We start from the raw sequence: 26,355 nt of genomic DNA on the forward strand, positions 1-26,355 counted from the left end.
TATGGGAAATCGACTATCAAAAATCGCCACTAGAACCGGTGACGCAGGAATGACGGGCTTGGGTGACGGAAGTCGCGTAGAGAAGGATCACCTACGGGTCTGCGCCATGGGCGATATCGATGAGCTGAACTCAGAAATCGGGGTTTTAATGACCGAGGAGATCCCAGAGAGCATTTCTGCTGAATTACAGGAGCTTTTTCTGCAGGTGCAGCATGATTTATTCGATTTAGGGGGTGAACTTTGCATCCCTAATTACAAACTGCTCAATCCTGAGCATGTAGCCCAGCTAGATGTTTGGCTCGAAAAATACAACAAACAATTACCCCCTTTGACTGAATTCATTTTGCCGGGTGGTACTCGCGCTGCTGCGCAAGCCCATGTTTGTCGCACTGTATGTCGCAGGGCCGAACGTTCGATTGTTCGCTTGGGTTGGGAAGAGCCTTTATATGACTCCCCTCGTCAATATGTCAACCGCCTATCTGATTTACTCTTTGTGCTTGCGCGTATTTTGAATCGTGCGGCTGGTGGCGCAGATGTATTGTGGAAGCATGAAAAAAAAGAGACTAAATAAATTAGTCTCTTTTATCACCAGCGCTTAAAAAATACTGCAGTATTACTTCTTCTTGCTTCTGCGTTTCTTAACGGCTGTAGCTAGACGCTCTAGTACCTTCACAGAGTCATCCCAGTTGATGCAGGCATCAGTAATACTCTTGCCGTATTCCAATTTACTTGGGTCATCTTTTCCGGGTGTAAATTTCTGGGCGCCATCATTTAAATGACTCTCAACCATCACGCCAAAAATCTGGTGTGAGCCAGACTCAATTTGCTGAGCTACATCGTCGGCAACCACAATCTGACGCTCATGCTTTTTGCTTGAATTGGCATGGGATAAATCAACCATCAAACTGGCTGGAAGCTTGGCCGCTTCAAGCTCAGAGCAGGCTGCTTGCACAAATTGAGCCTCGTAATTTGGCTCTTTGCCGCCACGCAAAATCACATGGCAATCTTTATTGCCTTTAGTTTCCACAACCGATACTTGACCATTTTTATGAACGGATAAGAAATGATGTGGGCGACCTGCTGCTTGAATCGCATCGGTAGCAATTTTGATGTTGCCATCAGTACCGTTCTTAAATCCGATAGGTGCAGACAAGCCAGATGCAAGTTCGCGGTGAACTTGGCTTTCAGTAGTACGCGCACCAATAGCACCCCATGAAATCAGATCCGCAATATATTGCGGAGAAATCACATCCAAGAATTCGCTACCAGCTGGCATGCCAAGGCGATTGATTTCCATCAGTACTTGGCGCGCAAGGCGTAGACCTTCTTCGATGCGATAGCTTTCATCCAGATACGGGTCGTTAATCAAACCCTTCCAGCCAACAGTAGTGCGTGGCTTTTCAAAATATACGCGCATCACAATTTCTAATTCACCAGCAAAACGCTCGCGCTCAACTAAGAGGCGTTGGCAATATTCCAACGCTGCTTTTGGGTCATGAATGGAGCATGGTCCGATGATCACGAGTAAGCGGTCATCCTTGCCATGAATAATGTCGCGGATCTTTTTGCGAGTGTTGCTGATCAAAGCTTCAGTAGGCGTTCCAGAAATCGGAAAGAAGCGAATTAAATGCTCTGGCGGAGGCAGAACAGAAATGTTGTCAATGCGTTGATCGTCAGTATCTGAGGTCTTGTCGACAGCAGAGTACCAATTAGCGGGATTCGTATTTTGTTGGCTCATCTGGCTATTTTAAGCCGTAATTAGCCAATATTAGGCAGTCCCACCCACAGTCAGGCTATCAATCCTCAGGGTAGGCTGCCCAACCCCGACTGGAACACTTTGCCCTTCCTTGCCACAAACCCCAACCCCACCGTCTAGTTTTAGGTCATTTCCGATCATGGAAACCTGTTTTAGGGATTCTGGCCCGCTACCAATAATGGTCGCGCCTTTGACGGGATATTGAATTTTGCCGTTCTCAACCCAGTAGGCCTCTGAAGCAGAAAACACAAATTTGCCACTGGTGATATCAACCTGACCACCACCAAAGTTCACTGCGTATAAACCGCGCTTGATGCTGGCGACAATTTCTTGAGGATCATCTTTGCCGGCCAACATATAGGTATTGGTCATCCGTGGCATTGGTAGTGAAGCAAAACTTTCACGCCGACCATTGCCAGTGAGGGGCATATTCATGAGTCGCGCATTTAGACTATCTTGAATGTAACCTTTCAATATGCCGTCTTCAATTAAGGTGGTGCATTGAGTGGGAGTACCTTCGTCATCGATATTCAGAGAGCCTCTACGTCCAGATAAAGTTCCATCATCCACAACGGTGACACCCTTAGCCGCAACGCGCTGTCCAATGCGACCAGCAAAAGCAGAGGATCCTTTGCGATTAAAGTCGCCCTCGAGACCATGACCAACTGCCTCATGCAATAGAACGCCTGGCCAGCCTGGTCCCATTACTACTGTCATTGGACCAGCAGGTGCTGGGCGCGATTCCAGATTTACTAGGGCTCCGTCAACAGCTTCATCAACATAGCGATTAATCAAATCAGTATTGAAGTAGAGATAGTCATGACGTGCGCCACCGCCAGAGGAGCCTGATTCACGTCGACCATTCTGTTCTGCAATGACATGTACTGAAACGCGTACTAGTGGGCGTACATCTGCCGCCAACAAACCATCTGCTCGCACTACCAATACGACATCAAATTCCCCGGCCAGACTGGCCATAACCTGGATGATCCGTGGGTCACGTGCTTTAGCGCGACGTTCTATGCTTTCCAGAAGTGCGATTTTTTCTTTGGGTTGAAGAGAATCTAAAGGATTGACATCCGAGTAGAGCTTATTGGATACGGGGTTAAATAATTTGCTTGCAACCGCTTGCTTGCCACCCTCGGGCCCTATTACTCGAGTAGCTTTGGCTGCTTTATTTAAAGCTTCTAAATTAATCTCATCTGAATAAGCGAAAGCCGTCTTATCGCCATAGATAGCGCGCACACCAACACCTTGATCAATATTAAAGCTGCCGGACTTAACAATGCCTTCTTCAAGACTCCAGCTTTCACTCCTAGTATGTTGGAAGTAGAGATCTGCATCATCAAGGCGATGGGCAAATAAGTTGCCAAAGGTGCCGTGCAAATCTTGCTCGGATAAGCCGGTTGGTTCGAGCAAAATAGATTTGGCTAGTTTGATGAGGTCTGCTTGCTTTTTAGCTTTGGTCCAATTGGCGGGGAATAGTGCTTCTGGTGCATTCATGTGATTCAGCAAATCTTTCTTTAAAGCTTGCGATGCGCAAGTGCGGGTAACTTAGAGCGTACCTCGTTTAATTTATCTTTGCACAAAACCCCAGAAATAAAGCCTTCCCCCTCGGGGAGGTTAGCCAAGATACTGCCCCAAGGATCAATCAGCATGCTGTTACCCCAAGTGCGACGTTGATTTTGATGAATGCCGCCTTGGGCAGATGCCAATACGTAACATTGGTTTTCGATAGCGCGAGCACGTAAGAGGATTTCCCAATGATCCTTGCCAGTTGTATATGTAAAGGCGGCTGGGATGATATGGCAGTCTACCTGTCCAAGGGCGCGATAGAGCTCTGGAAAGCGCAGGTCATAACAAATACTCAAGCCAAAGGTCCAATCATTTCCATTAATTGAAATTTTTAAGAGGCCCGGCTCATTGCCAGCCTCAATTGTTTCGGATTCTTGATAACGCTCAGTTGCTGTTTGAAAACCAAATAAATGAATTTTGTCGTAACGAGAAATTTGCTCGCCGGCAGGATTAAAGACAAGGGTTGTATTAAGTACTTTATTAGAATCTTTTGCTTCCAGTGGAATAGTGCCTGCCACTAGGTAAATATTGTTTTGTTGTGCAATATCCGAAAGCTGCTCCTGGATAGGGCCGCTACCAATACTTTCGCGGGCCCGTACTTTATCGGTGTCCTTAAGACCCATTAAGCAAAAATACTCTGGCAAGACGGCTAGTTGTGCGCCTTCAGTTGCAGCTGCAGCGATGAGTCTACTTGCTGTAGATAAGTTCTCATGCAAATCAGGCGTGGAAACCATCTGAATGGAGGCAATCTTGAGATCGGCACTGCTTACTGATAGGCTCATGATGATTTAGTTAGAAATTTTGTTGGAGTTGCCTGAATTACTTGGGTTACTTTGTGGTCCAGAGTTATTGCTGTTTGGTTTACTTTGCTCTTTTAACAAGTCTTTACTGCGAATGGTGTCTAAAGTTTTCGAGTCAATTGGCTGACCTTTTTGATCAAGAGGAATCACTTCTGGATCATCCCAAGAGCCTTGGACCAGATAGTCTGATTGGAGATTACGATTGATTTGACTCGTAATTAAGTACTGCCCAACCAATGCGCCCAGACCTACGATAGGATTAATGGCAAATGCAGCTAATGAGCCAGCTGTTGCATCAATTGTTGGGAATATGGTGACACGCAAATCTTGCGTTTGTTTGGGGATATTGATTTGCCCATTCATGGCAACCCGTGCTTGGTCTAAACCCATTGTGAATTGCTTTGTTTGAGCAACTCCGGAGCTAATATCAAAAGAAGCATCGATGGAATTAAATGGCGTTCCCTTGGTCACAATATTGCCCAAGCTTCCCTGGAGGTCCAGAGTAGCAAATCTAAATAAACTTTGTAGGCTGAGAACATCGAGTAGCTTGGCGCCGCTGGTATTCACCTCTAACAATCGACCTTTTTCAAGATTCAAAGTTACCTTACCGGCTAGGGTGTCGAATTGAGGTGCGAAAGGAGTGCCATCCCACTCCACGTTACTGGTCAATTTGCCTTGGCCGCCTTCCACTGATTTTTGGCTGGTCCAATGCTCAATAATTTGGCCAGCATCCTTAATGTCTAAATCAACATTCACCGTTGTGTGTTCAGCTTGATTCTGGGTGGCACCAACCCAGCGCCCAGTCAAAACAGAGCTGCCTTGGGGATTATTGAATTGGATGGAATCCATATTGAGGACGTTGTTATTTGTCCTGGTTTTAATTTTCACCTGACCAAGTTGAGCCTTGCCCCAGTTGAAGTCATCAATTGCTAAGTCAATGCTAGGAATGGAGTCAGGATTAATCGCAGTTTTGATAGGAAGATTTTTTGAGGCTGGCTTTTTGACCTCAATTGGAGCGCTGACTTTCTCGGGAAACTTGAGTCGCGCTAAGCGCCCACTAATTAAACCGCTTGGTTGTGACTTATTGGGTTCTGTATATTGCAGTTGACCGGCGAAGGAGGGTGAATTAATGCGCATTTGCCAGGCAGCATTTTTATTGCTTGCTGAAAAATTCAGATCTTGCCAATTGCGCTCAAACAAAACCACTTTTTTTACTTGGGCAGCAATTTGAATATTGCTTGGATTTTTTTCTTCCGCTTTAGAAGCACCTTTTTTACTTTGGTTTTCTAAAAAATCTTGCCATACATCGAGATTGAGCTCTGAAGTTGCAAGATTAAGCTGAAAGCCTTGGCCCGGGGGTACTGCGCTCGTGCCGATTCCTACTGCATGACGAAGAGTGTCATCACTGCCAAGTTCACCTTGAATAAAGTAGGTGTCACCAATTTTTCCATCCCATGTAAATCGACTGGAGGCGGAGGGTGATTTCGCAAAGGATTTCAGGGTTAATTGGCCTGACATGGGTGTCCCCATCTGCTTTTTCGCGGGGGCTGGTGCTGAACTAGCCCAATTACGCATATCAATCTTGAGATTGGTTTCGCTATTGCCTTTATTGAAATGAATGGCACCCTCATATTTTGCTACGCCGCTCATTGCTTGCAAAATCGGTGCCACCTGAACCGATGCATCTTTTGCGAAGTAGTCTTTAATAAAGCTGGCGCTAATATCACCTGAGATGTTGTAGCTCTGGCTGGCTTGATTTGGCGTTCCACTTGAAATCTTGATATCGCCACCAAGGAAATTAGCGGTGATATCTTCGAATTCAGGATTGATCTCGGTTATACGAATCTTTCCTTTGAGGTTATCCAGAGGCGGCAAGTCATCCCACTGGACTCTGTTGCCAGGAAAACTTAATTGAATATCAGTTTTAGTGTCTCCGTTACCAGATAGGGGAATGCTAAGAGCCAAATTGAGATTGGTAGGTCCTATAACCTTTAGATTGCGCTCAAGCGCAATCTGCTTTTGACCAACAGGTGAGGCAAATAGATATTCAAGCAGTTGTGGCGCGCCTCCTTGAGCCTCACCATTCACCGTCAGAAGTAATTGCTTTGCGCTCACACTAGGAATTTCTGCATGAAATTTGCTTAGTGCAACTTGTTTGTAGCTTGCTTGATCGATATCTACCGTAAAGTTAGCATTCTGCATATTGATCATACCGTTTACTTTATTGAATGCGGGCCAAACACCTTGTGCGGTAGATGAGCTTGGTACTGGGCTGAAGGTAGCGCCATTAATCGGTAGCTTGAGTGTGAATTCTCCTGAGCCTACTTTGGGGAAGGGCACTTCATTGGGATCACCTTTAATATGCAAGCTACCATTTTTAATGATGCCTGCATCAAAGGCTTTACTTAAATAGGATTTGGCATCACTGCCCATGCCAACGGGCAAATAACGATAAGCGGTTTTGAGATCAGCCTGAGCAAAATTCATATCCAGGTTCATGAAGTCAGGATTTTTGCCTTCACCAATGATGTAATTAAGATTGAGAGTGGTCGAAATCTCAGAATTACTAAGCGCTAACTGCTTTGCATTAACGACCCAATTTCCTTTTTGTTTTGCCCAAGAAATTTGACCATTGGCTTGATCAAGCTTAATTTTTGGATCCACCAATAGGTCGTTAACCTCGAGCTCTAGATCACTTGATTTAATCGAGAAGCTGCCCTTGTTTTGGTCGGCAGAAAGGAAGCCAGACAGTTTGGATACTGAAGGCATTGCTTTATTGATGCCAACAAAGCTGAGGTCGATGAGTTTTCCGCTTACAGTAAAGTCTACTTTGTTCGATTTGAACCATCCGCCGGGAATATTGAGGGCAGATAAGGGTGATTTACTTTCAGACCAATTGATATCGAGATCTTGTAACTCACCATCAGCTTGTGAGGCTTTAATCCACTGATGAACTTTTTTAGATAAAGGCAGGTTGAGGGCAAATAAGGCAACATCCTCAACCGAAATCTTTGGCGATGAAAAACCAAATTCTTTAATTTCTCCATCTCCCGCTGGTGGTCTCCAGCGGAAAGTCATTGGGCTTAAATTCTCGAGGGGGGTAGATGCTGGACTCTCAATATCTCGCCAGGAAAATGTCTTGGTAGTAACGGATATCAAGCCATTATCAGTTTCTTGAACCAGGTTGGTTTCTAGCCTTCCAAGAGCAATGGCATCTTCACCTTTAGATAGTTGAATAGTTAAACGATCGGCGGCAAGATAAATTTCTCCACCATCAGGTTTGCCGTTGTCAATTTTTAATTTTCCATTGGAGTTCACCACTCCCTCAAGCGTATTTAGAGGGAGGGCAAATTCATTTGCTATTTGAGTGAGCTGGAGTTCATTTAAATTCCAAGAGATAGTCCCGATCCAATCGCGCCAATTGCCCGCTTGGCCACCGATATGGTGCACAAGATCAATATCAAGCGAGACTGGTCCTTTGGTCCAGGGGGTAATGACGCTCAGCGAGCCTTGATGGCTACGAATGCCATTGCCAAGAGAAAGGTTTTGAATATCTATTGAAGTAATGGCTTTCTTTTTGAGTTGATCATCCCAAAATAATTTGACATCGCTGACACGAATCTCATTTTGAGCAAAGAGCCAATTCTCAGCGGAGTAATCATTGGATTTTCCGTCTATGGGGATGCCGGCAACTGTAATTACGCCTTTGCCATTACGTTGCCCATAAATTTCAGCGCCCTCGATATTGAGCTCATGAAAGAATGGGGCTAGGTGATAAAAAGTTGCCCAACTGAGTTGCCCATCAATTTTCTGAATGAATAAGAGCGGTTTCGCTTTATCGGGCGCGTTGAAGCGCAAACCTTCAATTTCAAAATTAGGTCTCATGCCCGTCCATGAAACTTGTAGAGAGTCCATAGATACATCTGCACCAATGCGAGCGCTAATGAGCCTCTCAACCGAGGCTTTAGATTTCTCAATTTGCGGCCACAGAACAAACCGCACGCCCACATGCACCAGTACACAAAGAGCCAAAACAACGCCCGTTAAGATGAGGGCACGCTTACGCCAAGCCCCGTTCGAACCTTGAGGACGTTTAGCAAGCACGCTCTTGAGGCGAGGCGGGATGATGTTTTGCAGCATGAGATCCATTATCCTTCAGCCCCAGCCTGATCGACAAGCTTCTGGCTTGGGCCTTGGGGTCGGATTAAGATGGGGGAATGGATGATTTTTCCCGGCAAATCGATTTTTTAGAGCAACACTCGACTTATGCGCGACGTTGGCTAACTGCTCACCCTGAATGGCTTGAGTGGCTCCGTATTCAAGGGCAGAAAAAAGTCGATATACAGGGCATCAAGGCCTTGCTAAAAGACTGTGGTGTCGATGAGCGGGCTGATGCGCAAGACGAGGCCCTATGGATGACCAATTTGCGCTTGGCCAGGCAGCGTTTGATGCTCTGGGTTGCATTTCGAGATTTAAATGGCATGGCCGCCTTGCAAGAGGTGACTCAGGCGCTGAGCCATTTTGCTGAATTAGCAGTTTCCGCATCGATTGCCTTTATTAGGGAGGACCTCAAAGCCCGTTTCGGCTTGCCTTGGAGCAATGCAACGCAATCAGAGATGCCGCTCATGGTTGTCGGCATGGGTAAATTGGGCGGCCTTGAACTCAATCTGTCATCAGATATCGATTTGATTTTTCTCTATGAGCATGAGGGTGAAACTACTGGTGGGCCTAAGAATTTATCCAACCAGGAATGGTTCACGAGATTGGGCAAACGCTTAATTAAGCTGCTTGCTGAGCACGACGCTAATGGGTTTGTTTTTAGGGTAGACATGCGTCTTCGTCCCAATGGAGACTCAGGACCTCTGGTGTGTAGTTTGGATATGTTAGAAGAATATCTATTGGTTCAGGGGCGAGAGTGGGAGCGCTACGCCTGGATTAAAGGTAGGTTAATTGCGCCTCTACCAGGAACCCCTGATTTCTCTCGCTGCCAAAGAGAGCTTGACCAGCTGATTCGGCCCTTTGTATATCGTCGACATTTGGATTACGGTGTGATTGCCTCCATTCGGGATTTGCATGCACAAATTCAGGCAGAAGCAGAAAAGCGCTCTTCGGGTCATCAAGGGCGTTCACGCGATATTAAGTTGGGGCGCGGCGGTATTCGAGAGATTGAGTTTTTGGCACAAATGTTTCAACTCATGCGTGGCGGTACAGATCCTCGCTTTAGAGTCCGCCCAAGCTTGGAGGTCTTGGATCTCATTAAACAATGTGGCATCCTCCCCGCTGATGAGGTAGATGCGTTACAGGAGGCCTATGCTTTCTTAAGACGCTTGGAGCATCGTCTTCAGGTATGGGATGACCAGCAAACCCACTATCTGCCTGATGATGCTGAAGTACGGTCACGGTTGGCGATTTCGATGCAAGGCCAAGAAGCACAAGTAAACGCTTTTATGACCGAACTAGAGCGGCATCAAAATAAGGTTGCTCAGCTTTTTGAAAAAGCATTTTTACTGGACGATGGCTCACGTCTTGAGATTGCGCCCTTAGCTCAGGACTGGGCGCCTGACCCAATATTTTTCCCTGACTCCTATATTCGTTGGCAGTCGTGGATTGATAGCCCAAAACAAAAATTGTTGCCGGAAAAAAGTCGTTTAATTTTCGATAACTTGATGTGCAAGGCGGCAGAGAGTTTGCAGATTGAAGCTGCTACCTCGGCACATGCTGACCAAACACTGTTGCGTTTGTTTGATTTGCTTGAGGCAATTGCGAGGCGTAGTGCCTATCTTTCCATTTTGGCCGAGTATCCCAGAGCATTATCTAATGTGCTTGACTTACTCAAGGCGTCTCAATGGGGTGCGCAATATCTTACGCGTCATCCACATTTACTGGATCACTTATTGAACTCTCAAACCGAGAGAACTCTAATCGAGGATCCATCAAGATATTGGACCGAGGTGCGAGCCAATCTCAATATGCGGCTCGATGATGTTATGGCCGATAGTGATGGCTCTGAGCAGGCGATGGATATCCTACGAGTCACCCATCACAACGAAACCTTTATCACGCTATTGACTGATCTAGGTATTGGCGTGCAACAAGCACTGCCGGTAGAGCGGGTAAGCGACCATCTGTCTGCTTTAGCGGATTTAATTTTGCAGACGACATTTGAGCGGGTTTGGCCTAGTGTGGCTCAAAAGTTTGGGTTACTTCTCGAGGCTAGCCCTCCATTTGCAATTATTTCTTATGGCAAATTGGGCGGCAAAGAATTAGGCTATGCCTCTGATTTAGACATTATCTTTTTGTATCAAGCGGAAGACTCGGACTATGCGGCTCAAGAAGTTTATGCCTTACTAGCAAAGCGCATGATTAATTGGTTAACTGCATTTACCTCTACTGGTAGCTTATTTGAGATCGATACGCGTCTTCGTCCTAATGGCTCTGCTGGGTTCTTGGTAACGAATGCTGACGCCTTTAAAAAATATCAACTGCGAGAAGGTGATAATGCGGCTTGGGTCTGGGAGCATCAGGCCCTTACGCGAGCTCGTTGCTCGGCCGGTAATCGGGGCGTGGGCAAATTCTTTGACTTAGTTCGTTCCGAGGTGTTAAGTCAGAAACGAAATATTGGTCAGCTCAGGACAGAAATTTTAGAAATGCGCCGTAAGGTGCATGCAGGTCATCCCAATACCAAGACTGATTTTGACTTAAAGCATGATTCTGGCGGTATGGTCGATATTGAATTTATTGTGCAGTTCTTGGTCTTGGCTTATGCCCATCAGCATGCTCAACTCATTGGTAATCTAGGTAACATTGCTTTATTGCGAATTGCTGGTGATGTGGGCTTAATTACCCAAGAGGCTGCACTCACTGTTGGCAACGCGTATCGACTGTTGAGGGCTCGTCAACATCGCTTGCGTTTGGATGGGGTCGAAAAGACCCAAATTAATCTAGAAAATGAGCTTGAGCTCATTGCGGCAAGAGACGCAGTTCAAGCGCTTTGGCTGGAGATTTTTAAAGCACCTTCAAGCATTGGCTAGAAGTAATGCAGCTTTAGTTTTGCTCTAGCAACTCACGGGCATGACGACGAGTGGTGTCGGTAATGTTAGCGCCACCAAGCATGCGGGCCACTTCTTCCACCCGTTCAGCCCTACCCAAAATCTGTACTTGCGATACCGTCTTCTCACCGTTTTGAGATTTGCTCACTTTGAGGTGATGATTGCCTTGAGCCGCTACCTGTGGCAAATGGGTTACACATAAGATCTGGTGAGATTGACCCAATTGATGCAATAGTTTGCCTACTGTTTCTGCAACTGCGCCACCAATCCCCGCATCCACTTCATCAAAGATAAGTGTAGGAGTGAATGAGGCTTTGCTTGTAATAACGCTAATTGCAAGGCTAATACGTGCCAGCTCTCCACCTGAGGCTACCTTAGCAAGTGAGCGGGGAGTGCTACCAGCATGACCGGCTACTAAAAATTCAATTTGCTCAAGACCATGGGATCCGCCTTCGCTAAGGGGTGCCAAAGCAATCTCTAGACGCCCACCTGCCATGGATAAATCTTGCATGGCATTAGTCACTAAATCGCCTAGCTCTTTGGCAGCCTTACTGCGTTTTTGTGAAAGCTGTTTTGCGAGCTTTAAGTAAACAGCCTCTTCTTCTTTGACTTGATCTCGGAGTGCTTCAATATTTTGGGATGCGGTTAAAGCATCCAGGCGCTCTGATGTCTCCAAAAGAAGTGTTGGTAGTTCGTCAACTTCTGCGCGGTATTTGCGAGCAGTGCTATGCAATGCTTGCATCCGCTCTTCAACTTCGGAAAGTCGAGCGGGATCCAAGTCAATCTTTTGTAGGTAACGATTGAGCCCATGAATGGCTTCATCTAACTGAATGCTGGCAGACTCTAGTGCTTGATTAATCTCGCCTAAGGCTGGGTCATGCTCCGCTAGGGCGCCTACATTGGCGCATACCTTCGACAAGGTAGATTCCAGAGAATTATCGGCATCGCTCAATATTTCAATTGCTTCTTGGCAACCACCAATTAACTTTGCACCATTTGCTAAGCGGGCGTGCTCACTTTGAATATTGACCCATTCACCTTCTTGTGGGGAGAGCTCGGTGAGTTCTTCCAGTTGCCACTCAAGGCGCTCACGCTCACGTTCAACGTCTTGACCTGCATTTTCTGCTTGCTCAAGACGGCGACGAGAATTAGCTAGTGTTTTGAAGCTTTGGGCTACCTCTGCAGAGAGTGGCAGTAAGCCAGCGTGACGATCGAGAAGTTCGCGTTGAGCGTCACCCTTTAATAAGAGTTGGTGAGCATGTTGTCCGTGAATGTCCACTAGCTGATCACCAGCTTCACGTAATTGCGCTAGCGTCGCAACGCTGCCATTAATAAAGGCACGACTGCGGCCATTACTTTCTACGGTTCTTTTGAGTAATAAGCTTTGGCCCTCATCCTCAAGGGGGAATCCTTGCTCATCAAGCCACTGACTAAACGATTGCACTAGCTCTGGCTCAATCCGAAAGAGTGATGAAATTTCTGCGCGGTTACTGCCCTCACGTATTTGGCTGCTATCAGCACGCTCACCCAGCACTAAACCAAGGGCGTCTAGCAGAATTGATTTGCCTGCACCGGTCTCGCCGGTGAGCACAGTAAACCCGCCTGAGAAATCTAGCTCTAGCTGATCAACAATGACAAAGTCACGAAGTGAGATGGTTTGAAGCATGTATTAGCGTAGCAAAAAACTCGACATCAGAAAGTCGATGGATATTCATTCCAGTGCAATTTCTCACGCAAAGTCTTGTAGTCACTGTGATTGCTGGGGTGTAATAGATCAATAGTTTTATCAGACTGACGCACTTCAATCTTGTCACCGCTTTGTAAATTCGTTTGTGATTGCATGTCGAAATTGACAATCACTTCAAGTCCATTGACCACCTCAATCACCGTGACACTATCCTCCGGCAAAACAATTGGCCGATTGGAAAGTGAGTGTGGCGCAATCGGGACAAGCAATATACCTGCCACATGTGGATGCAAAATAGGTCCGCCTGCAGAGAGTGCATAAGCAGTTGAGCCGGTAGGGGTGGACACAATCAAACCATCGGATCGTTGGTTATACATAAATGAACCATTGACGTGCACTGCCAACTCGACCATTCCTGAAATGCCAGAGCGATTCACGACAACATCATTAAGCGCTAATGCGCGATTAATTTCTTTGCCATTACGAAGAACTACAGCATCGAGCAATGTGCGTGTATCGGCTTCGTATTCCCCGGAAATAATTTTGGGTAGCGTTGTCTGAACCGACTGAATTGGAATATCAGTCATATAACCAAGGCGACCCATATTGATTCCAACGAGCGGAACATTGCTGCCTGCTAATTGACGTGCAATGCCCAGCATGGTGCCATCGCCTCCCAAAACAACAACAAGGTCAATTGCTCCAGCAAAGTCTTTCGCAGTTTTTGTGGGGTAGGTGTTCAAACCAAGGTGAGTGGCTGTCTCAGACTCAATAAAGACCTCACAACCCAATCCTGAGACTACTTTGGCTAGGTCTTTTAGGTGCTCCTCAATGCCATCAGCATGAAATTTGCCGACAAGCGCAACCCGGCTAAATGCCTTTTTGCTGGAATTTGGGGATGGGCTTAACATATAACGATTAAACCATAGGCATAAAATCCCTTCCACCATGGATGAACGTTCCTGCGCCTTACTAAAAACTCTCATCGAGCGCTATATCGAGGAGGGTCAGCCTATTGGCTCGCGCACACTGTCTAGATTCTCGGGTTTGGACCTCTCCGCAGCCACTATACGTAACGTGATGGCGGATTTAGAGGAGATGGGGCTTGTTACCAGCCCCCATACTTCAGCTGGCCGCATTCCAACCCCCCGGGGTTATCGCCTGTTTGTGGACACCATGGTGACGGTGCGCCCATTGGAGGCGATGGCTGCTAGAGAGGTTGAAAAAGGCCTTCTACCGGATTCTCCTCAAAGGGTCCTGAACTCGGCGGCGCAGATTTTGTCCAACTTGACCCATTTTGCTGGTGTTGTCATGACGCCCAAACGAGCCCAGGTTTTTAAACATATTGAGTTCTTGCGCTTGGGCGAAGGCAAGATATTGCTCATCATGGTTACCCCAGAGGGTGATGTGCAAAATCGTATATTGCCAACGACTCAGGATTACACACCAAGTCAACTCATTGAAGCGGGTAACTTTATCAATGCCCAGTTTGCTGGAAAAAGTTTTGATCAAGTGCGTATGCATCTGAAATCCGACTTAGATAATTTGCGCACAGATATCGCTGGGTTAATGGCTTTGGCCTTGCAAACCGGTGTTGCTGATTACGACATGGGGCGAGGCGACATGGTTTTGTCTGGTGAGCGTCGCTTACTGAATGTTGGAGATTTAAGCTCCAACCTCGATAAATTACGCAAGATGTTTGATATGTTAGAGCAAAAATCAGTACTTATGCAATTGCTCGACGTATCAAGTCATGCAGACGGCATTCAAATATTTATTGGCGGTGAAAGTGATCTATTGCCTTATGAGGACCTCGCTGTAATCAGCGCCCCATATAGCGTAGACGGTCAAATAGTGGGAACGCTTGGGGTGATTGGGCCAACACGGATGGCATATGACCGAGTGATTCCGATTGTGGATATCACCTCAAAATTACTATCGGGCGCCTTAAGCTCCTGAGTACAGATCTAACTTTTTATATTTAAAACTCATTACCAGAGACAGAACATTTTGAATCCGAATCCGCATCTACGTGCTTCCAAAACGGCAGTGTTGCTTTTGAACTTGGGGACACCATCCGCTCCAACATCTAAAGCGGTACGCGCCTATTTAAAAGAATTTCTTTCGGATCCGCGTGTAGTAGAAATTCCGCGCATTATTTGGTGGTGCATTTTGAATGGCATTATTTTGCCAATTCGTAGTAGTGCTTCTGCGAAAAAATATGCCTCTATTTGGTTGCCAAAGTTAGGCTCTCCCTTAATGCACTACTCACGCTTGCAGGCGAAAGAATTGGGCGAGAAATTTGCCAATGAGGGGCATACAGTTTTAGTGGATTTGGCAATGCGCTATGGCCAGCCCTCTACACAGGTCGTCCTGGAGAGCCTAAAGGCACAAGGCATGGAGTGTTTATTGTTATTGCCTTTGTACCCTCAATACTCCGCCACAACTACGGCGTCTAGCTTCGATGAAGTCTTTCGCGTTCTCAGTACATGGCGCGACCAACCAGAGTTGCGTTTGGTCAAACACTATCACGATAACTCCGCATACATTTCCGCATTGCGTGATCAGGTGTTATCGAGCTGGGATAAAGATGGGCGCCCTGATTTTGCAAAAGGCGATCGCTTTGTCATGTCTTTCCATGGCTTACCAAAGCGTAATTTAATGAAGGGTGACCCCTATCATTGTGAGTGTCTGAAAACAGGTCGCTTGCTGGGTGAGTCTCTGGGTTTAGAGCCTGGACAATATATTGTGACCTTCCAGTCCCGCTTTGGTAAGGCGGAATGGTTAAAGCCCTATACAGCTCCAACAATTGAAAAGTTAGCCAAAGAGGGTTGTCAGCGCATCGATATTTTTTGCCCTGGATTTCCGGCCGATTGCTTGGAGACCTTAGAAGAGATTGCCATGGAGGCCCGCGAAATCTTCCTAGAGCATGGCGGTAAAGACTATCGCTATATTCCCTGTCTAAACAGCAGCCCCAAGTGGATAGAGGCTCTGAGCGATATTGCCCATCATCATCTTCAAGGCTGGTCTTTAGGTGTGGAGTCTGACGCTGAATTAGCGAAGCGCAATGAAAGGGCTGAGCTGGCTGAAAGAATGAAGTCTTGAAACTGCAACAATCAGCCCCATATTGCAAGGTAATAGCCATCTTTATAGAAAAGTAAAATAGCGTCCATGACACAAGAAAACCAAAACCCATCCCCAGAGCAAGAGAATCCTTCTGCAGAGCCAGTCAATGAAGCCGCAGTAGAAACTCCGGCTGTAAAAACGCCTGAACAGGAAATTGCCGAACTCAATCAAAAGATTGGTGAGTTGCAAGATAACTTCTTGCGCGCTAAGGCGGAAGGAGAAAATATTCGTCGCCGTGCCGTGGAGGATATTGCGAAAGCGCATAAATTTGCGATTGAAAGTTTTGCAGAGCATTTGGTGCCTGTGACGGACAGTCTTTATGCTGCGTTGAGTACTGATGCAGGTGATGCTAAGGCCTTTAAGGAAGGCCTGGAAATTACCCTTAAGCAGCTACTGTCTGCTTTTGAAAAAGGCCGCATGACAGAAATTAACCCTGCGGTTGGGGATAAGTTTGACCCGCACCACCATCAGGCTATTGCTTCCGTACCTTCCGAGCAAGAGTCCAACACAGTGGTTTCTGTATTGCAGCGGGGTTATACCGTGGCTGATAGGGTTTTAAGACCTGCTTTGGTGACGGTCAGCGCCCCAAAATAAGCTAAATAAGGGCTAAAACCCTAAAAAAGGCATAAAAAAGTTAAAAAAGGCAGATTTCTGCCTTTTTTGCTCTCTACCCCCTTGAAATCCCCTTTTTAGACCCCATTTACTGGGTATCGAAATATTTATCAGTACAACAAACAATTTAATTTTTTGGAGCAATTATGGGAAAGATTATCGGAATCGACTTAGGAACCACGAATTCATGCGTTTCAGTCGTTGAAAACAATGCGCCTAAAGTTGTCGAGAACGCCGAAGGCGGTCGTACAACTCCATCCATCATCGCTTACGTTGAAGATGGCGAAGTATTGGTTGGTGCGCCTGCAAAGCGTCAGTCAGTAACCAATCCTAAAAATACTATCTACGCAGTGAAGCGTTTGATGGGTCGTAAATTTACTGATCCTGAAGTGCAAAAAGACATCAGCTTGATGCCTTATTCAATTATTGCTGCGGATAATGGTGATGCTTGGGTATCGGCACGCGACAAGAAAATGGCGCCACAGCAAGTGTCCGCTGAAATCTTACGTAAGATGAAGAAAACTGCCGAAGATTATCTCGGCGAAGAAGTGACAGAAGCAGTGATTACTGTTCCTGCTTACTTTAATGACAGTCAACGTCAGGCAACTAAGGATGCTGGCCGTATTGCTGGTTTAGATGTGAAGCGCATCATTAACGAGCCAACTGCTGCTGCATTAGCGTTTGGCTTGGACAAGCAAGACAAAGTGGATCGCAAGATCGCTGTGTATGACTTGGGCGGCGGTACATTCGACGTATCCATCATTGAGATTGCTAACGTTGACGGTGAGAAGCAGTTTGAAGTGCTTTCTACCAACGGTGACACCTTCTTGGGTGGCGAAGACTTTGACCAACGCATCATTGATTGGATCATTGCTGAGTTCAAGAAAGAACAAGGCGTTGATTTGAGCAAAGACGTATTGGCGTTGCAGCGTTTGAAAGATGCTGCTGAAAAAGCCAAGATTGAATTGTCATCTGCACAGCAAACTGAAATCAATTTGCCATACGTAACAGCTGACGCTAGCGGTCCTAAGCATTTGAACTTAAAGTTGACCCGTGCCAAGCTAGAGTCTTTGGTTGAGGAACTGATTAGCCGTACCGCTGGTCCTTGCTTAACTGCCATTAAAGACGCTGGTGTAAACGTAGCGGACATCGACGATGTAATTTTGGTTGGCGGTCAAACCCGTATGCCTGCTGTTCAAGACAAAGTAAAAGAAATCTTTGGTAAAGAACCACGCAAAGACGTTAACCCAGATGAAGCCGTTGCTGTTGGTGCCGCAATTCAGGGTTCTGTATTGTCTGGCGATCGTAAGGATGTATTGCTCTTGGACGTTACCCCATTGTCATTGGGTATCGAAACTCTTGGTGGCGTTATGACCAAGATGATTCCTAAGAACACCACGATCCCTACCAAGCATTCACAGGTTTACTCCACTGCGGAAGATAACCAGCCTGCTGTAACCATTAAGTGCTTCCAAGGTGAGCGCGAGATGGCTGCTGCAAACAAGTTACTGGGTGAATTTAACCTCGAAGGTATTGCTCCTGCGCAACGCGGTATGCCACAAATTGAAGTGACTTTTGACATCGATGCCAACGGTATTTTGCATGTAACAGCAAAAGACAAGACCACTGGTAAAGAGAACAAGATCACCATCAAGGCAAACTCTGGTTTGACGGAAGAAGAAATTCAACGCATGGTGAAGGATGCTGAAGCCAATGCTGCTGAAGATAAGAAAGCGCTTGAGTTGGTAACTGCTCGCAATACTGCAGATGCCTTGGCTCACTCAACCAAGAAGGCTTTGGAAGAGCATGGTGCTAGCTTAGAGGCTTCCGAAAAAGAAGCGATTGAAGCAGCCTTGAAAGACTTGGACGAAGCCATTAAAGGTAGCGACAAGGAAGCCATTGAAGCTAAAACAGAAGCTTTGGGTAAAGCAAGTCAGAAGCTGGGCGAAAAAGTCATGGCGGCTGAACAAGCTAAAGCTGGCGGTGCCGCACCTGGTGCAGCTCCTGGTGGTGCAGCCCCTGGCGCTGCCCCTGATGCGGATGTTGTTGACGCTGACTTTAAAGAGGTTGATGACAAGAAGTAATTCTGCAATTAGACATTCATTAACGTAGTTTTGATGTACTTAAATAACAAGTCGGCCTCGTGCCGACTTGTGTCATTCAGGTTGTTGAGAGGAATAGGCCGTGCCTAAAAGTAAACGCGATTTTTATGAAGTGCTTGGTGTAGCAAAAGGTGCCAGTGACGATGAGCTAAAAAAGGCTTATCGCAAGATGGCGATGAAACATCACCCTGATCGCAATCCCGATAGCAAAACGGCTGAAGCTCAATTTAAAGAAGTTAAAGAAGCTTACGAAACCTTAACCGACCCCAATAAGCGCGCGGCTTACGACCAATATGGTCATGCTGGCGTGGACCCATCTATGGGTGGCGGATTTGGCGGCGGCGGTTTCGGTGGTGGTGGATTTTCTGATGCGTTTGGGGATATCTTTGGGGATATCTTCGGACAAGGCGGCGGCCGTCATTCTGGCCCTCAAGTCTATAAAGGCGCAGATTTACGCTACAACATGGATATTACGCTTGAGCAAGCGGCTGAAGGCTATACAACCCAAATTCGTGTACCTAGCTGGAGTAATTGCAAGCCTTGTCATGGTACCGGCGCAGAGCCAGGATCTAAGGCTGAGACATGCACAACCTGTAATGGTCATGGTCAAGTGCGTGTGCAGCAAGGCTTCTTCTCCATGCAGCAAACTTGCCCTAAGTGCCGCGGCACTGGCGAGTACATTCCTAAGCCATGTAAAACTTGCCACGGCAGTGGAAAACACAAAGAACAAAAAACACTTGAGATCAAAATACCGGCAGGCATTGATGATGGAATGCGTGTCCGCTCAGTGGGTAACGGTGAACCAGGTGTCAATGGTGGACCATCCGGCGATCTTTATGTAGAGGTGCGTGTTAAGCCGCATAAAGTCTTTGAGCGTGATGGTAGTGATTTGCATGTACAAATGCCAATCTCTTTTGCGACAGCTACTATCGGTGGTGAAATCGAAGTGCCAACACTCTCTGGTCGCGTGGAGTTTCCAATTCCTGAGGGAACTCAGACGGGTAAGACTTTCCGCTTGCGAAATAAAGGCATCAAAGGATTGCGCTCAACCATAGTGGGCGATCTCTTTGTCCACGTTCTGGTAGAAACTCCGATTAAGCTTACAGAAGAGCAAAAGAAATTACTGCAGCAGTTTGACGATAGTCTGAAATCTGCTGGCGACAAACACAGCCCTCAACAAAAGGGTTGGTTTGATGGTGTAAAGAGTTTCTTTAGCTAGTAACTAATTGGCAGCCAAGCTGCTAATTAGCCAGCAAAGCCATGCTCGGGTCCGGGGAATTTCCCGGACTTCACTTCGCGCACATAAGTCTTGATGGCGGCTTCAACGGAGTGATGGCCATCCATAAAGTTTTTGACAAACTTCGGCGGCTTACCGGGGCTGATGCCCAACATATCCTGCAGAACCAATACTTGACCAGAGCAATCTGGACCAGCACCAATTCCGATAGTGGGAATATGAAGTTCGGCAGTAATCTTTTCACCCAATGAAGAGGGGATTGCTTCCAACACTACCATTTGGGCTCCAGCTTCTTGGCAGGCAAGCGCTTGCTCAAGCATGACGCTTGCTGCGTCTTTAGATTTGCCCTGCACTTTGTAGCCGCCCAAGACATGAACTGATTGAGGTAGCAATCCTAAGTGAGCGCAAACAGGAACACTGCGCTCCACTAAATGACTAATGACATCAATCTGCCAGTCGCCACCACCTTCAAGCTTGACCATGTCTGCACCAGCGCGCATCAATTGAGCAGAGGACTCTAAGGCTTGCACTGGATCTCCGTAGCTTGCAAATGGGAGGTCAGCGATGAGAAATGCATGGGTATTAGCACGGGCTACACATTCAGTGTGATACGCCATTTGTTCAATGGTCACTGGCGTAGTGCTGGAGTGTCCTTGGATCACATTCCCAAGGGAGTCACCAATCAAGATCGTTTCAACAGCGCAGCGATTGAGAAGCGCTGACATAGTTGAGTCGTATGCCGTGAGCATGGCAATTTTTTCACCCTCAGCATGCATTGCGAGGAGCTTAGTAATTGTGATTGGCTTGTCGCCTTGTAAGTAACCCATGGCGAGAGTTTAATGAATTAATGCGCTGTTTGGCTATAAACGTCTTTTTCCCCGCAATTACAGTTCCTGCAGGGGAGTTTTTCAATTCTTTGGTGTGCCACGTTCGGTAGGTAGGCCTTGAGTTCGCCCCAGTTGGGCAAAAAGATATCGGGTGCGATTTCCAGCAGGGGTAGGAGCACAAATGAGCGCTCGATAATTCTAGGGTGCGGCAGCATCAAATCGGTTTCGCTTTGAGTAACCCCTTCAAACGAAAGGATGTCTAGGTCGAGAGTGCGAGGGGCATTTGCATATGGGCGCTCACGACCAAACTCTTGTTCAATGGTTTGGCAAACATGTAATAGGCCGTAGGGGCTTAACTCGGTTTCGACTTCAATGACGGCATTAATGTAGTCACCGCCTGTAGCCTCAACAGGCGCGCTTTGATAAAAACAGCTTTTTGCCAAGATTTGCAGTTCGGACCGCAATGCCAAGCAAACAATGGCATCAGTAATAAGCTGACGCGTGTCGCCGATGTTGCCGCCAAATCCGATATATGCCCGTGCCATAGGTTTCCAAACTAGAGATGAAACTACTTTACTGAAATTTCTCTAAGTCTGCTTAGCTTGCTGCACTCTCTGGGGGCACTGCCGCTTTTGGCTTTCTACGACGCCGTCTTTTGGCAGGACTTGGGCTGTTACCAGATTCATTTTTGACGCTAGCCATCAGCTCATCTTGCCCTGTGACGTCGGTTGCAATGAAGTCTGTCCACCATTGCCCGATTGCTGGGTTTAATTCCCCGGTGGCGCAGCGGAGCAACATAAAGTCATAACCCGCTCTAAAACGTGGGGATTCGATGAGGCGATAGGGGTAGCGCCCCACGCGTCTCTCAAAGCGGGGCTGCATAGACCAAATTTCGCGCATATCGCTTTCGAAGCGACGCTGAATGGTCATACCACTACTTTGGGTTGCAATTGTGTCGTCCATCGCATCATGCAGGGCAGGAATATTAGCCATCCCTTTAGCGGAGTTGGCTTTCCAATTCTTTAGTAGATCAGGCCAGAGAAGGGTGGCAAATAAAAATCCAGCAGAAACACTTTTACCAGATTGAATACGGTCGTCAGTATTGGCTAAGGCAAGCTTTACAAAATCATTGGCCTCCTTGGAGTCTGCGCCTGTATCCAGAATGTGGTCTAGGAGCGGGAGAAGGCCATGATGCAATCCAGCAGCTTTGAGCCCTTGGATTGCTGCCCAAGAGTAGCCAGACATCAAGAGCTTCAAAATTTCATCAAAGAGTCTCGCAGAGGGGACGTCGTTTAATAATTTGCCTAGCTTTGCGATGGGCGCGCGTGTAGCACCATCTAATTCAAAGCCAGTCTTAGCTGCAAAGCGAACTGCGCGAAGCATGCGTACCGGATCTTCGCGATAGCGCTTTGCTGGGTCACCAATCATGCGCAAAGTTTTCTTTTGCATGTCTGCCATACCGCCGTGATAGTCGAGTACGGTTTCCGACGAAGGATCGTAGTACATCGCATTAATTGTGAAATCGCGTCTTGCAGCATCCTCACCTTGTGAACCCCAAACGTTATCGCGCAGGATCCGGCCGCTTTCAGCCACGTGATCTCCGGCGTTATCTAATAAGGCTCTGAAGGTTGATACCTCGATGATTTCAGGATGACCTTTACCAAAAAAAGTTACGTGCACTATTTGAAAGCGGCGACCAATTAGGCGCGCTTTGCGAAAGAGTCTTTGCACTTGATCTGGTGTTGCATTGGTTGCCACGTCAAAATCTTTTGGACTGATACCAAGAGCAAGATCTCTAACGGCGCCACCGACAATAAATGCCTCAAATCCTGCTTGCTGCAATGTGTGCGTTACCTTGACTGCATTCTTAGAAAGCAAATGCGGATCAATTCGATGTGCTTTTTTAGGGATGCGCTTTGGGGCGCCAGTATTGTTGGCCTGCGTATGCTTGACCATCGGGTCACGCCGCAAAATACGTTTAATAAATTTAGTGATCATGCAAACAATTCAAGAATGGGCCAGTTGCGCTGCTTAGCTTCGTTGCGAAGACGATCATCTGGATTGGTGGCAACAGGATGACTTACTTTTTTGAGTAAAGGAAGATCGTTCATCGAGTCAGAATAAAAATAACTATAAGGTAAAGCATCTAGAGACAGTTTTTGCGATGCTAACCAGTCGTGTAGATTTTGAATCTTACCTTCGCGGAAATTGGGAATGCCTTTGACTTCACCAGTGTAGTTGCCTAATGGGAGATTGTCTGCAGTGGCGGGCTCAGTAGCAATCAGGTGCTCAATGCCAAAGCTTTCAACAATAGGGCGTGTCACAAAGCTGTTGGTGGCAGTAATCACGCAGCAAAGATCACCGGCATCTTGGTGACGTTTTACTAGATCGATTGCTTGTTGTCGGAGTTGGCCGTTAATGACTTCTTTCATAAACGCGTCGTGCCACTCTTTGAGTTGCGCGCGTGAATGTTCTGAGAGTGGCTTCAGGGCAAAACGCAGAAACTCATGAATATCCAGCTTGCCTTCTTTGTAGTCTTGATAAAAGCGCTCGTTTTGTCGTGCATAGTATTCGCTGTCTACAACACCAATGCGAGCCAAAAATTGACCCCATTCGTAATCGCTATCGCAAGGCAAAAGGGTGTGGTCTAAATCGAAAAGGGCTAGCTGAGTCACGAATTGATATTTAATAAATTATTTGGGCTGCAAGAGCTCGCGAACAAGGGGTAAGGTTACAGCACGTTTTGTTTCAAGGGAGTAAGCATCTAAAGCATCCATCAATGCCATCAGGCTGGGCATATCGCGATAAAAGCGACTTAACAGCCAAGGCAACACATCGGGGGATAAAACAAGCCCTCGCTCTTTGGCTGCTTCCTCTAGTGCTTGTATTTTCTCATCATCATCCAAAAGCTGCGTTTGAAAGATCAAACCCCAGCCCAGACGGGTTCGCAGGTCTTCTCGAAGCTTGAGATTGGCTGGTGCAGCGTTTCCGGCCATAAAAATATGAATCGCTTTGCTTGCTTGAACGCCATTCAGAATCCGAAATAGGGAGCCAACAAGACGATCATCTAGCTGGTCAACATCATCAACAGTAATGACTGAGGGCGCATCACTTTCAGTCATTGCATTCATCTTTTCTTCTAGGCGAACCCAAGCAGTAGGCTCGAGGGGGGAGAGGGCAATGTGTAGCAAGCCAGCATGCTTGGCTGCATTCTCGATGGCATTGAGTAGGTGAGTGCGACCAGAGCCCTCAGGTCCCCACCAGTAAATCCAACGTTGATTGAGTGGGTTATCAGAGCTTTGAGCGCTGACCTTGCCCCAAGATTTTTCAATATTTTGCAGAGCAGAAATTAAGGCGAGATCTTTCCCGGGAAGATAGTTTTCTAAACTAGCTATGGGTGAGTGACTGATGTCTAGTGCAAATTGTTTTGGAAGCGAGGGTGTATTCATTACTACCAAATTTATTTTTGATACCAAGAGCTTTGCGTATAAATAGACCATAAGTACTGGACTAAGACTAAGCTGACCGCACTAATTGGCAGGGCGAGTAATACACCAAAGAAGCCAAATAGCTTGCCAAAGAAAAGCAAGGCAAACAGAACGGCAACGGGATGCAAGCCAATACGCTCGCCCACTAGGCGGGGCGTCAAGAAGAAGCCTTCCAAGAATTGTCCAATTCCATAGATGACTAGTACACCGATGATTTCTGAGCCCGGACCAAATTGAAGAAGGGCGGAAACGATAGCAAGCGTGAATCCTAGTGTGATACCAATATAGGGGATCACAATCATTAATGCTGTAAATACACCTAAGGCAACGGCGCCTCTAATGCCGATTAAACTTAAGCTAATACTATAAAAAGCGGACATGATGGAGACAACGATTACCATGCCATTGAGATACTGAGAGAGCAGTCCATCTGTATGCATTGCAAGATGATGTACGGTTTCTTGGGCGCGCTTAGGCACTAAATTTTTGACGTACTGAAAAAATTGATTCCAATCGATCAATAAATAAAACATCACAAATAAAATTAATACGGAATTTACAAAGCCAGTGATTACTGAGCTACCCGACATGAGTACTGTATCTATCGTAGTACTCATCAGGGAGTCAGCATTGTCGCTAATGTGTTCCGAAATCTTTTGAGAGGCGGTGCTTTTTAAGCTACCCCAATCAACATCAATATGAAAATCAGCTAATTTTGGGCCCAGCCATGCTTGCGTGTTTGAGATCCATCCTGGGAGCTGGGCTTTGATTAGGGGAATTTCTGTTTTAAGAAGGCCAACAAATAGGCTCACAATGGCAATTACGACTGCCAGACCTAGAACTACCGTGAGAGCTGCAGCCAAAGATGCGGGTAAGCGCCTTCTTTCCAGCCATAGAAAAGCAGGCCTCAGGATGTAGGCAAGGATGAATGCAGCCAGAAAAGGGGTAAAAATTTCAGCCATGACGAGTAATCCTCTAGAATTCAATGATTCTACTGACCTAGTAGCATTTTTTACTAATATTCCAGCGCTGACATGACCTCATCTACTAATTCTTCCTCAAAAGGCCTTTCCTACCGTGACGCTGGTGTCGATATTGATGCTGGGGATGCCTTGGTTGACCGCATTAAGCCGCTTGCCAAGAAAACCATGCGCGAGGGTGTTTTGGCTGGAATTGGTGGCTTTGGAGCCCTTTTTGAGGTGCCTAAGCGCTTTAAAGAGCCAGTTTTGGTATCTGGTACCGATGGCGTTGGTACCAAGCTAAGGCTTGCTTTTGAGTGGAATCGTCATGAAACCATTGGTCAAGACTTAGTGGCTATGAGCGTTAATGACATCCTAGTTCAGGGTGCAGAGCCCCTTTTCTTCTTGGACTACTTTGCGTGCGGCAAGTTGACTGTCGATACAGCGGCTACGGTTGTTGGTGGTATTGCCAAGGGTTGTGAATTATCTGGCTGCGCATTAATCGGTGGCGAAACTGCAGAAATGCCAGGCATGTACCCTCCAGGTGAATATGACTTAGCTGGATTTGCAGTGGGTGCAGTTGAAAAATCCAAAATCATTACTGGCGCAACCATTGTTCCTGGTGATGCGGTATTAGCAATTGGCTCTAGTGGCGCGCATTCAAATGGCTACTCATTAGTCCGTAAGATTATTGAGCGTGCTGGTGCAAAGCCAACGGATGATTTAGGTGGTCGTTCATTGGGTGATGTCGTGATGGCGCCAACTGAGATTTATGTGAAGCCACTTCTCAAATTGATTGCTGAAATTAATGTAAAAGGAATGGCGCATATCACTGGCGGTGGTTTGGTGGATAACGTGCCACGTGTACTTCCAGAAAATACTCAAGCTGTTTTACATCGCGATAGCTGGCAAATGCCAGACCTTTTCCGCTGGTTGCAAATGAAGGGCGGCGTTGCTGATGTAGAAATGGTGCGCGTATTTAACTGCGGCATCGGTATGGTTGTGATTGTTGCGCCTGATCAAGTAGATACAGCAATCAAATCATTAACTGCGCAAGGTCTTAAGGCTTGGACAGTTGGTGAGGTGGTGGAGCGTCCAAAAGATGCGCCACAAACCATCGTTATCTAAACGATCTAT

At 46.7% G+C, this 26,355-nt stretch carries 20 protein-coding genes; 8 read left to right on the forward strand and 12 right to left on the reverse strand.

Annotated features, from left to right (window positions below; all coding sequences use genetic code 11):
- Position 1: 1 nt before the first annotated feature.
- A complete protein-coding gene (locus VC188_RS01320) occupies positions 2-571 on the forward strand; it encodes a cob(I)yrinic acid a,c-diamide adenosyltransferase (RefSeq protein ID WP_323482780.1) in 570 nt (189 codons plus the stop codon).
- A 42-nt stretch (positions 572-613) separates the two neighbouring features.
- Here VC188_RS01320 and VC188_RS01325 read toward each other — a convergent pair whose 3' ends face one another.
- Genes VC188_RS01325 through VC188_RS01340 form a run of 4 tightly spaced genes read right to left on the reverse strand, consistent with a single transcriptional unit; the run spans position 614 to position 8,271 of the window.
- Positions 614-1,738 carry a 3-deoxy-7-phosphoheptulonate synthase gene (locus VC188_RS01325; RefSeq protein WP_216155146.1) on the reverse strand — a complete coding sequence of 375 codons (1,125 nt, stop codon included), beginning with the start codon at positions 1,736-1,738 and terminating at the stop codon, positions 614-616.
- Positions 1,739-1,768: 30 nt separating this feature from the next.
- Positions 1,769-3,259, reverse strand: a complete 1,491-nt coding sequence (gene tldD, locus VC188_RS01330) for a metalloprotease TldD (RefSeq protein WP_323482781.1) — start codon at positions 3,257-3,259, stop codon at positions 1,769-1,771.
- Positions 3,260-3,279: 20 nt separating this feature from the next.
- Positions 3,280-4,113, reverse strand: coding sequence for a carbon-nitrogen hydrolase family protein (locus tag VC188_RS01335; RefSeq protein ID WP_323482782.1), 834 nt, complete (start codon positions 4,111-4,113; stop codon positions 3,280-3,282).
- Positions 4,114-4,119: 6 nt separating this feature from the next.
- Entirely contained in the window at positions 4,120-8,271 is a 4,152-nt protein-coding gene (locus tag VC188_RS01340) for a YhdP family protein (RefSeq protein ID WP_323482783.1), read from the reverse strand.
- Positions 8,272-8,348: 77 nt separating this feature from the next.
- On the opposite strand from VC188_RS01340, the gene glnE reads away from it, so the two are divergent.
- Positions 8,349-11,162 carry a bifunctional [glutamate--ammonia ligase]-adenylyl-L-tyrosine phosphorylase/[glutamate--ammonia-ligase] adenylyltransferase gene (glnE, locus tag VC188_RS01345; RefSeq protein ID WP_323482784.1) on the forward strand — a complete coding sequence of 938 codons (2,814 nt, stop codon included), beginning with the start codon at positions 8,349-8,351 and terminating at the stop codon, positions 11,160-11,162.
- A gap of 13 nt (positions 11,163-11,175) precedes the next feature.
- Here the strand turns inward: glnE and recN are convergent, their stop codons facing one another.
- A complete protein-coding gene (gene recN, locus VC188_RS01350) occupies positions 11,176-12,846 on the reverse strand; it encodes a DNA repair protein RecN (RefSeq protein WP_323482785.1) in 1,671 nt (556 codons plus the stop codon).
- Between the two features lie 26 nt (positions 12,847-12,872).
- Positions 12,873-13,778: an NAD kinase gene (locus VC188_RS01355; RefSeq protein WP_072582913.1), complete on the reverse strand. Its 906-nt coding sequence runs from the start codon at positions 13,776-13,778 to the stop codon at positions 12,873-12,875.
- 37 nt (positions 13,779-13,815) lie between these two features.
- Between VC188_RS01355 and hrcA the strand changes: the two genes are divergently transcribed.
- From hrcA to dnaJ, 5 genes are all read left to right on the forward strand, one after another.
- Positions 13,816-14,826 carry a heat-inducible transcriptional repressor HrcA gene (gene hrcA / locus VC188_RS01360; RefSeq protein ID WP_323482786.1) on the forward strand — a complete coding sequence of 337 codons (1,011 nt, stop codon included), beginning with the start codon at positions 13,816-13,818 and terminating at the stop codon, positions 14,824-14,826.
- Between the two features lie 51 nt (positions 14,827-14,877).
- Entirely contained in the window at positions 14,878-15,972 is a 1,095-nt protein-coding gene (hemH, locus tag VC188_RS01365; protein WP_323482787.1) for a ferrochelatase, read from the forward strand.
- Positions 15,973-16,038: 66 nt separating this feature from the next.
- Positions 16,039-16,587, forward strand: a complete 549-nt coding sequence (gene grpE / locus VC188_RS01370) for a nucleotide exchange factor GrpE (RefSeq protein WP_323482788.1) — start codon at positions 16,039-16,041, stop codon at positions 16,585-16,587.
- Between the two features lie 164 nt (positions 16,588-16,751).
- On the forward strand, positions 16,752-18,689 hold the full coding sequence (gene dnaK / locus VC188_RS01375; RefSeq protein WP_216262713.1) for a molecular chaperone DnaK: 1,938 nt from the start codon (positions 16,752-16,754) through the stop codon (positions 18,687-18,689).
- 100 nt (positions 18,690-18,789) lie between these two features.
- Positions 18,790-19,926: a molecular chaperone DnaJ gene (gene dnaJ, locus VC188_RS01380; protein ID WP_323482789.1), complete on the forward strand. Its 1,137-nt coding sequence runs from the start codon at positions 18,790-18,792 to the stop codon at positions 19,924-19,926.
- A gap of 26 nt (positions 19,927-19,952) precedes the next feature.
- Here dnaJ and panB read toward each other — a convergent pair whose 3' ends face one another.
- The 6 genes from panB to VC188_RS01410 are packed head-to-tail and all read right to left on the reverse strand — an operon-like array spanning position 19,953 to position 25,221.
- Positions 19,953-20,771 (reverse strand): 3-methyl-2-oxobutanoate hydroxymethyltransferase, encoded by an 819-nt coding sequence (gene panB, locus VC188_RS01385; protein WP_323482790.1) that lies wholly within the window; start codon positions 20,769-20,771, stop codon positions 19,953-19,955.
- 17 nt (positions 20,772-20,788) lie between these two features.
- Positions 20,789-21,316, reverse strand: a complete 528-nt coding sequence (folK, locus tag VC188_RS01390; protein ID WP_323482791.1) for a 2-amino-4-hydroxy-6-hydroxymethyldihydropteridine diphosphokinase — start codon at positions 21,314-21,316, stop codon at positions 20,789-20,791.
- 52 nt (positions 21,317-21,368) lie between these two features.
- Positions 21,369-22,769, reverse strand: coding sequence for a polynucleotide adenylyltransferase PcnB (gene pcnB, locus VC188_RS01395; protein ID WP_323482792.1), 1,401 nt, complete (start codon positions 22,767-22,769; stop codon positions 21,369-21,371).
- Complete coding sequence (locus VC188_RS01400) at positions 22,766-23,446, reverse strand: HAD family hydrolase (protein WP_323482793.1); 681 nt, start codon at positions 23,444-23,446, stop codon at positions 22,766-22,768. Before VC188_RS01400 ends, pcnB begins: the two co-directional genes overlap by 4 nt.
- Before the next feature lie 18 nt (positions 23,447-23,464).
- Positions 23,465-24,220, reverse strand: coding sequence for a DnaA regulatory inactivator Hda (gene hda, locus VC188_RS01405; protein WP_323482794.1), 756 nt, complete (start codon positions 24,218-24,220; stop codon positions 23,465-23,467).
- A gap of 11 nt (positions 24,221-24,231) precedes the next feature.
- Positions 24,232-25,221, reverse strand: a complete 990-nt coding sequence (locus tag VC188_RS01410; protein ID WP_323482795.1) for an AI-2E family transporter — start codon at positions 25,219-25,221, stop codon at positions 24,232-24,234.
- Between the two features lie 72 nt (positions 25,222-25,293).
- Here VC188_RS01410 and purM point away from each other — a divergent pair, with 72 nt between their 5' ends.
- On the forward strand, positions 25,294-26,346 hold the full coding sequence (gene purM, locus VC188_RS01415) for a phosphoribosylformylglycinamidine cyclo-ligase (RefSeq protein ID WP_216155121.1): 1,053 nt from the start codon (positions 25,294-25,296) through the stop codon (positions 26,344-26,346).
- Positions 26,347-26,355 lie beyond the last annotated feature (9 nt).

It is taken from the genome of Polynucleobacter sp. MG-28-Ekke-A2 (assembly GCF_035012985.1).
In the GTDB taxonomy this organism is placed as follows: Bacteria; Pseudomonadota; Gammaproteobacteria; order Burkholderiales; family Burkholderiaceae; genus Polynucleobacter.

Excerpts from the sequence above, each read along its gene's own strand:
- folK (WP_323482791.1), bottom strand. The coding sequence starts at position 21,316 with ATGGCACGGGCATATATCGGATTTGGCGGCAACATCGGCGACACGCGT.
- dnaK (WP_216262713.1), top strand. The coding sequence starts at position 16,752 with ATGGGAAAGATTATCGGAATCGACTTAGGAACCACGAATTCATGCGTT.
- recN (WP_323482785.1), bottom strand. The coding sequence starts at position 12,846 with ATGCTTCAAACCATCTCACTTCGTGACTTTGTCATTGTTGATCAGCTA.
- glnE (WP_323482784.1), top strand. The coding sequence starts at position 8,349 with ATGGATGATTTTTCCCGGCAAATCGATTTTTTAGAGCAACACTCGACT.
- hda (WP_323482794.1), bottom strand. The coding sequence starts at position 24,220 with ATGAATACACCCTCGCTTCCAAAACAATTTGCACTAGACATCAGTCAC.
- purM (WP_216155121.1), top strand. The coding sequence starts at position 25,294 with ATGACCTCATCTACTAATTCTTCCTCAAAAGGCCTTTCCTACCGTGAC.
- grpE (WP_323482788.1), top strand. The coding sequence starts at position 16,039 with ATGACACAAGAAAACCAAAACCCATCCCCAGAGCAAGAGAATCCTTCT.
- VC188_RS01355 (WP_072582913.1), bottom strand. The coding sequence starts at position 13,778 with ATGTTAAGCCCATCCCCAAATTCCAGCAAAAAGGCATTTAGCCGGGTT.
- VC188_RS01320 (WP_323482780.1), top strand. The coding sequence starts at position 2 with ATGGGAAATCGACTATCAAAAATCGCCACTAGAACCGGTGACGCAGGA.
- VC188_RS01325 (WP_216155146.1), bottom strand. The coding sequence starts at position 1,738 with ATGAGCCAACAAAATACGAATCCCGCTAATTGGTACTCTGCTGTCGAC.
- panB (WP_323482790.1), bottom strand. The coding sequence starts at position 20,771 with ATGGGTTACTTACAAGGCGACAAGCCAATCACAATTACTAAGCTCCTC.
- VC188_RS01340 (WP_323482783.1), bottom strand. The coding sequence starts at position 8,271 with ATGCTGCAAAACATCATCCCGCCTCGCCTCAAGAGCGTGCTTGCTAAA.
- pcnB (WP_323482792.1), bottom strand. The coding sequence starts at position 22,769 with ATGATCACTAAATTTATTAAACGTATTTTGCGGCGTGACCCGATGGTC.
- VC188_RS01410 (WP_323482795.1), bottom strand. The coding sequence starts at position 25,221 with ATGGCTGAAATTTTTACCCCTTTTCTGGCTGCATTCATCCTTGCCTAC.
- tldD (WP_323482781.1), bottom strand. The coding sequence starts at position 3,259 with ATGAATGCACCAGAAGCACTATTCCCCGCCAATTGGACCAAAGCTAAA.
- VC188_RS01335 (WP_323482782.1), bottom strand. The coding sequence starts at position 4,113 with ATGAGCCTATCAGTAAGCAGTGCCGATCTCAAGATTGCCTCCATTCAG.
- hrcA (WP_323482786.1), top strand. The coding sequence starts at position 13,816 with ATGGATGAACGTTCCTGCGCCTTACTAAAAACTCTCATCGAGCGCTAT.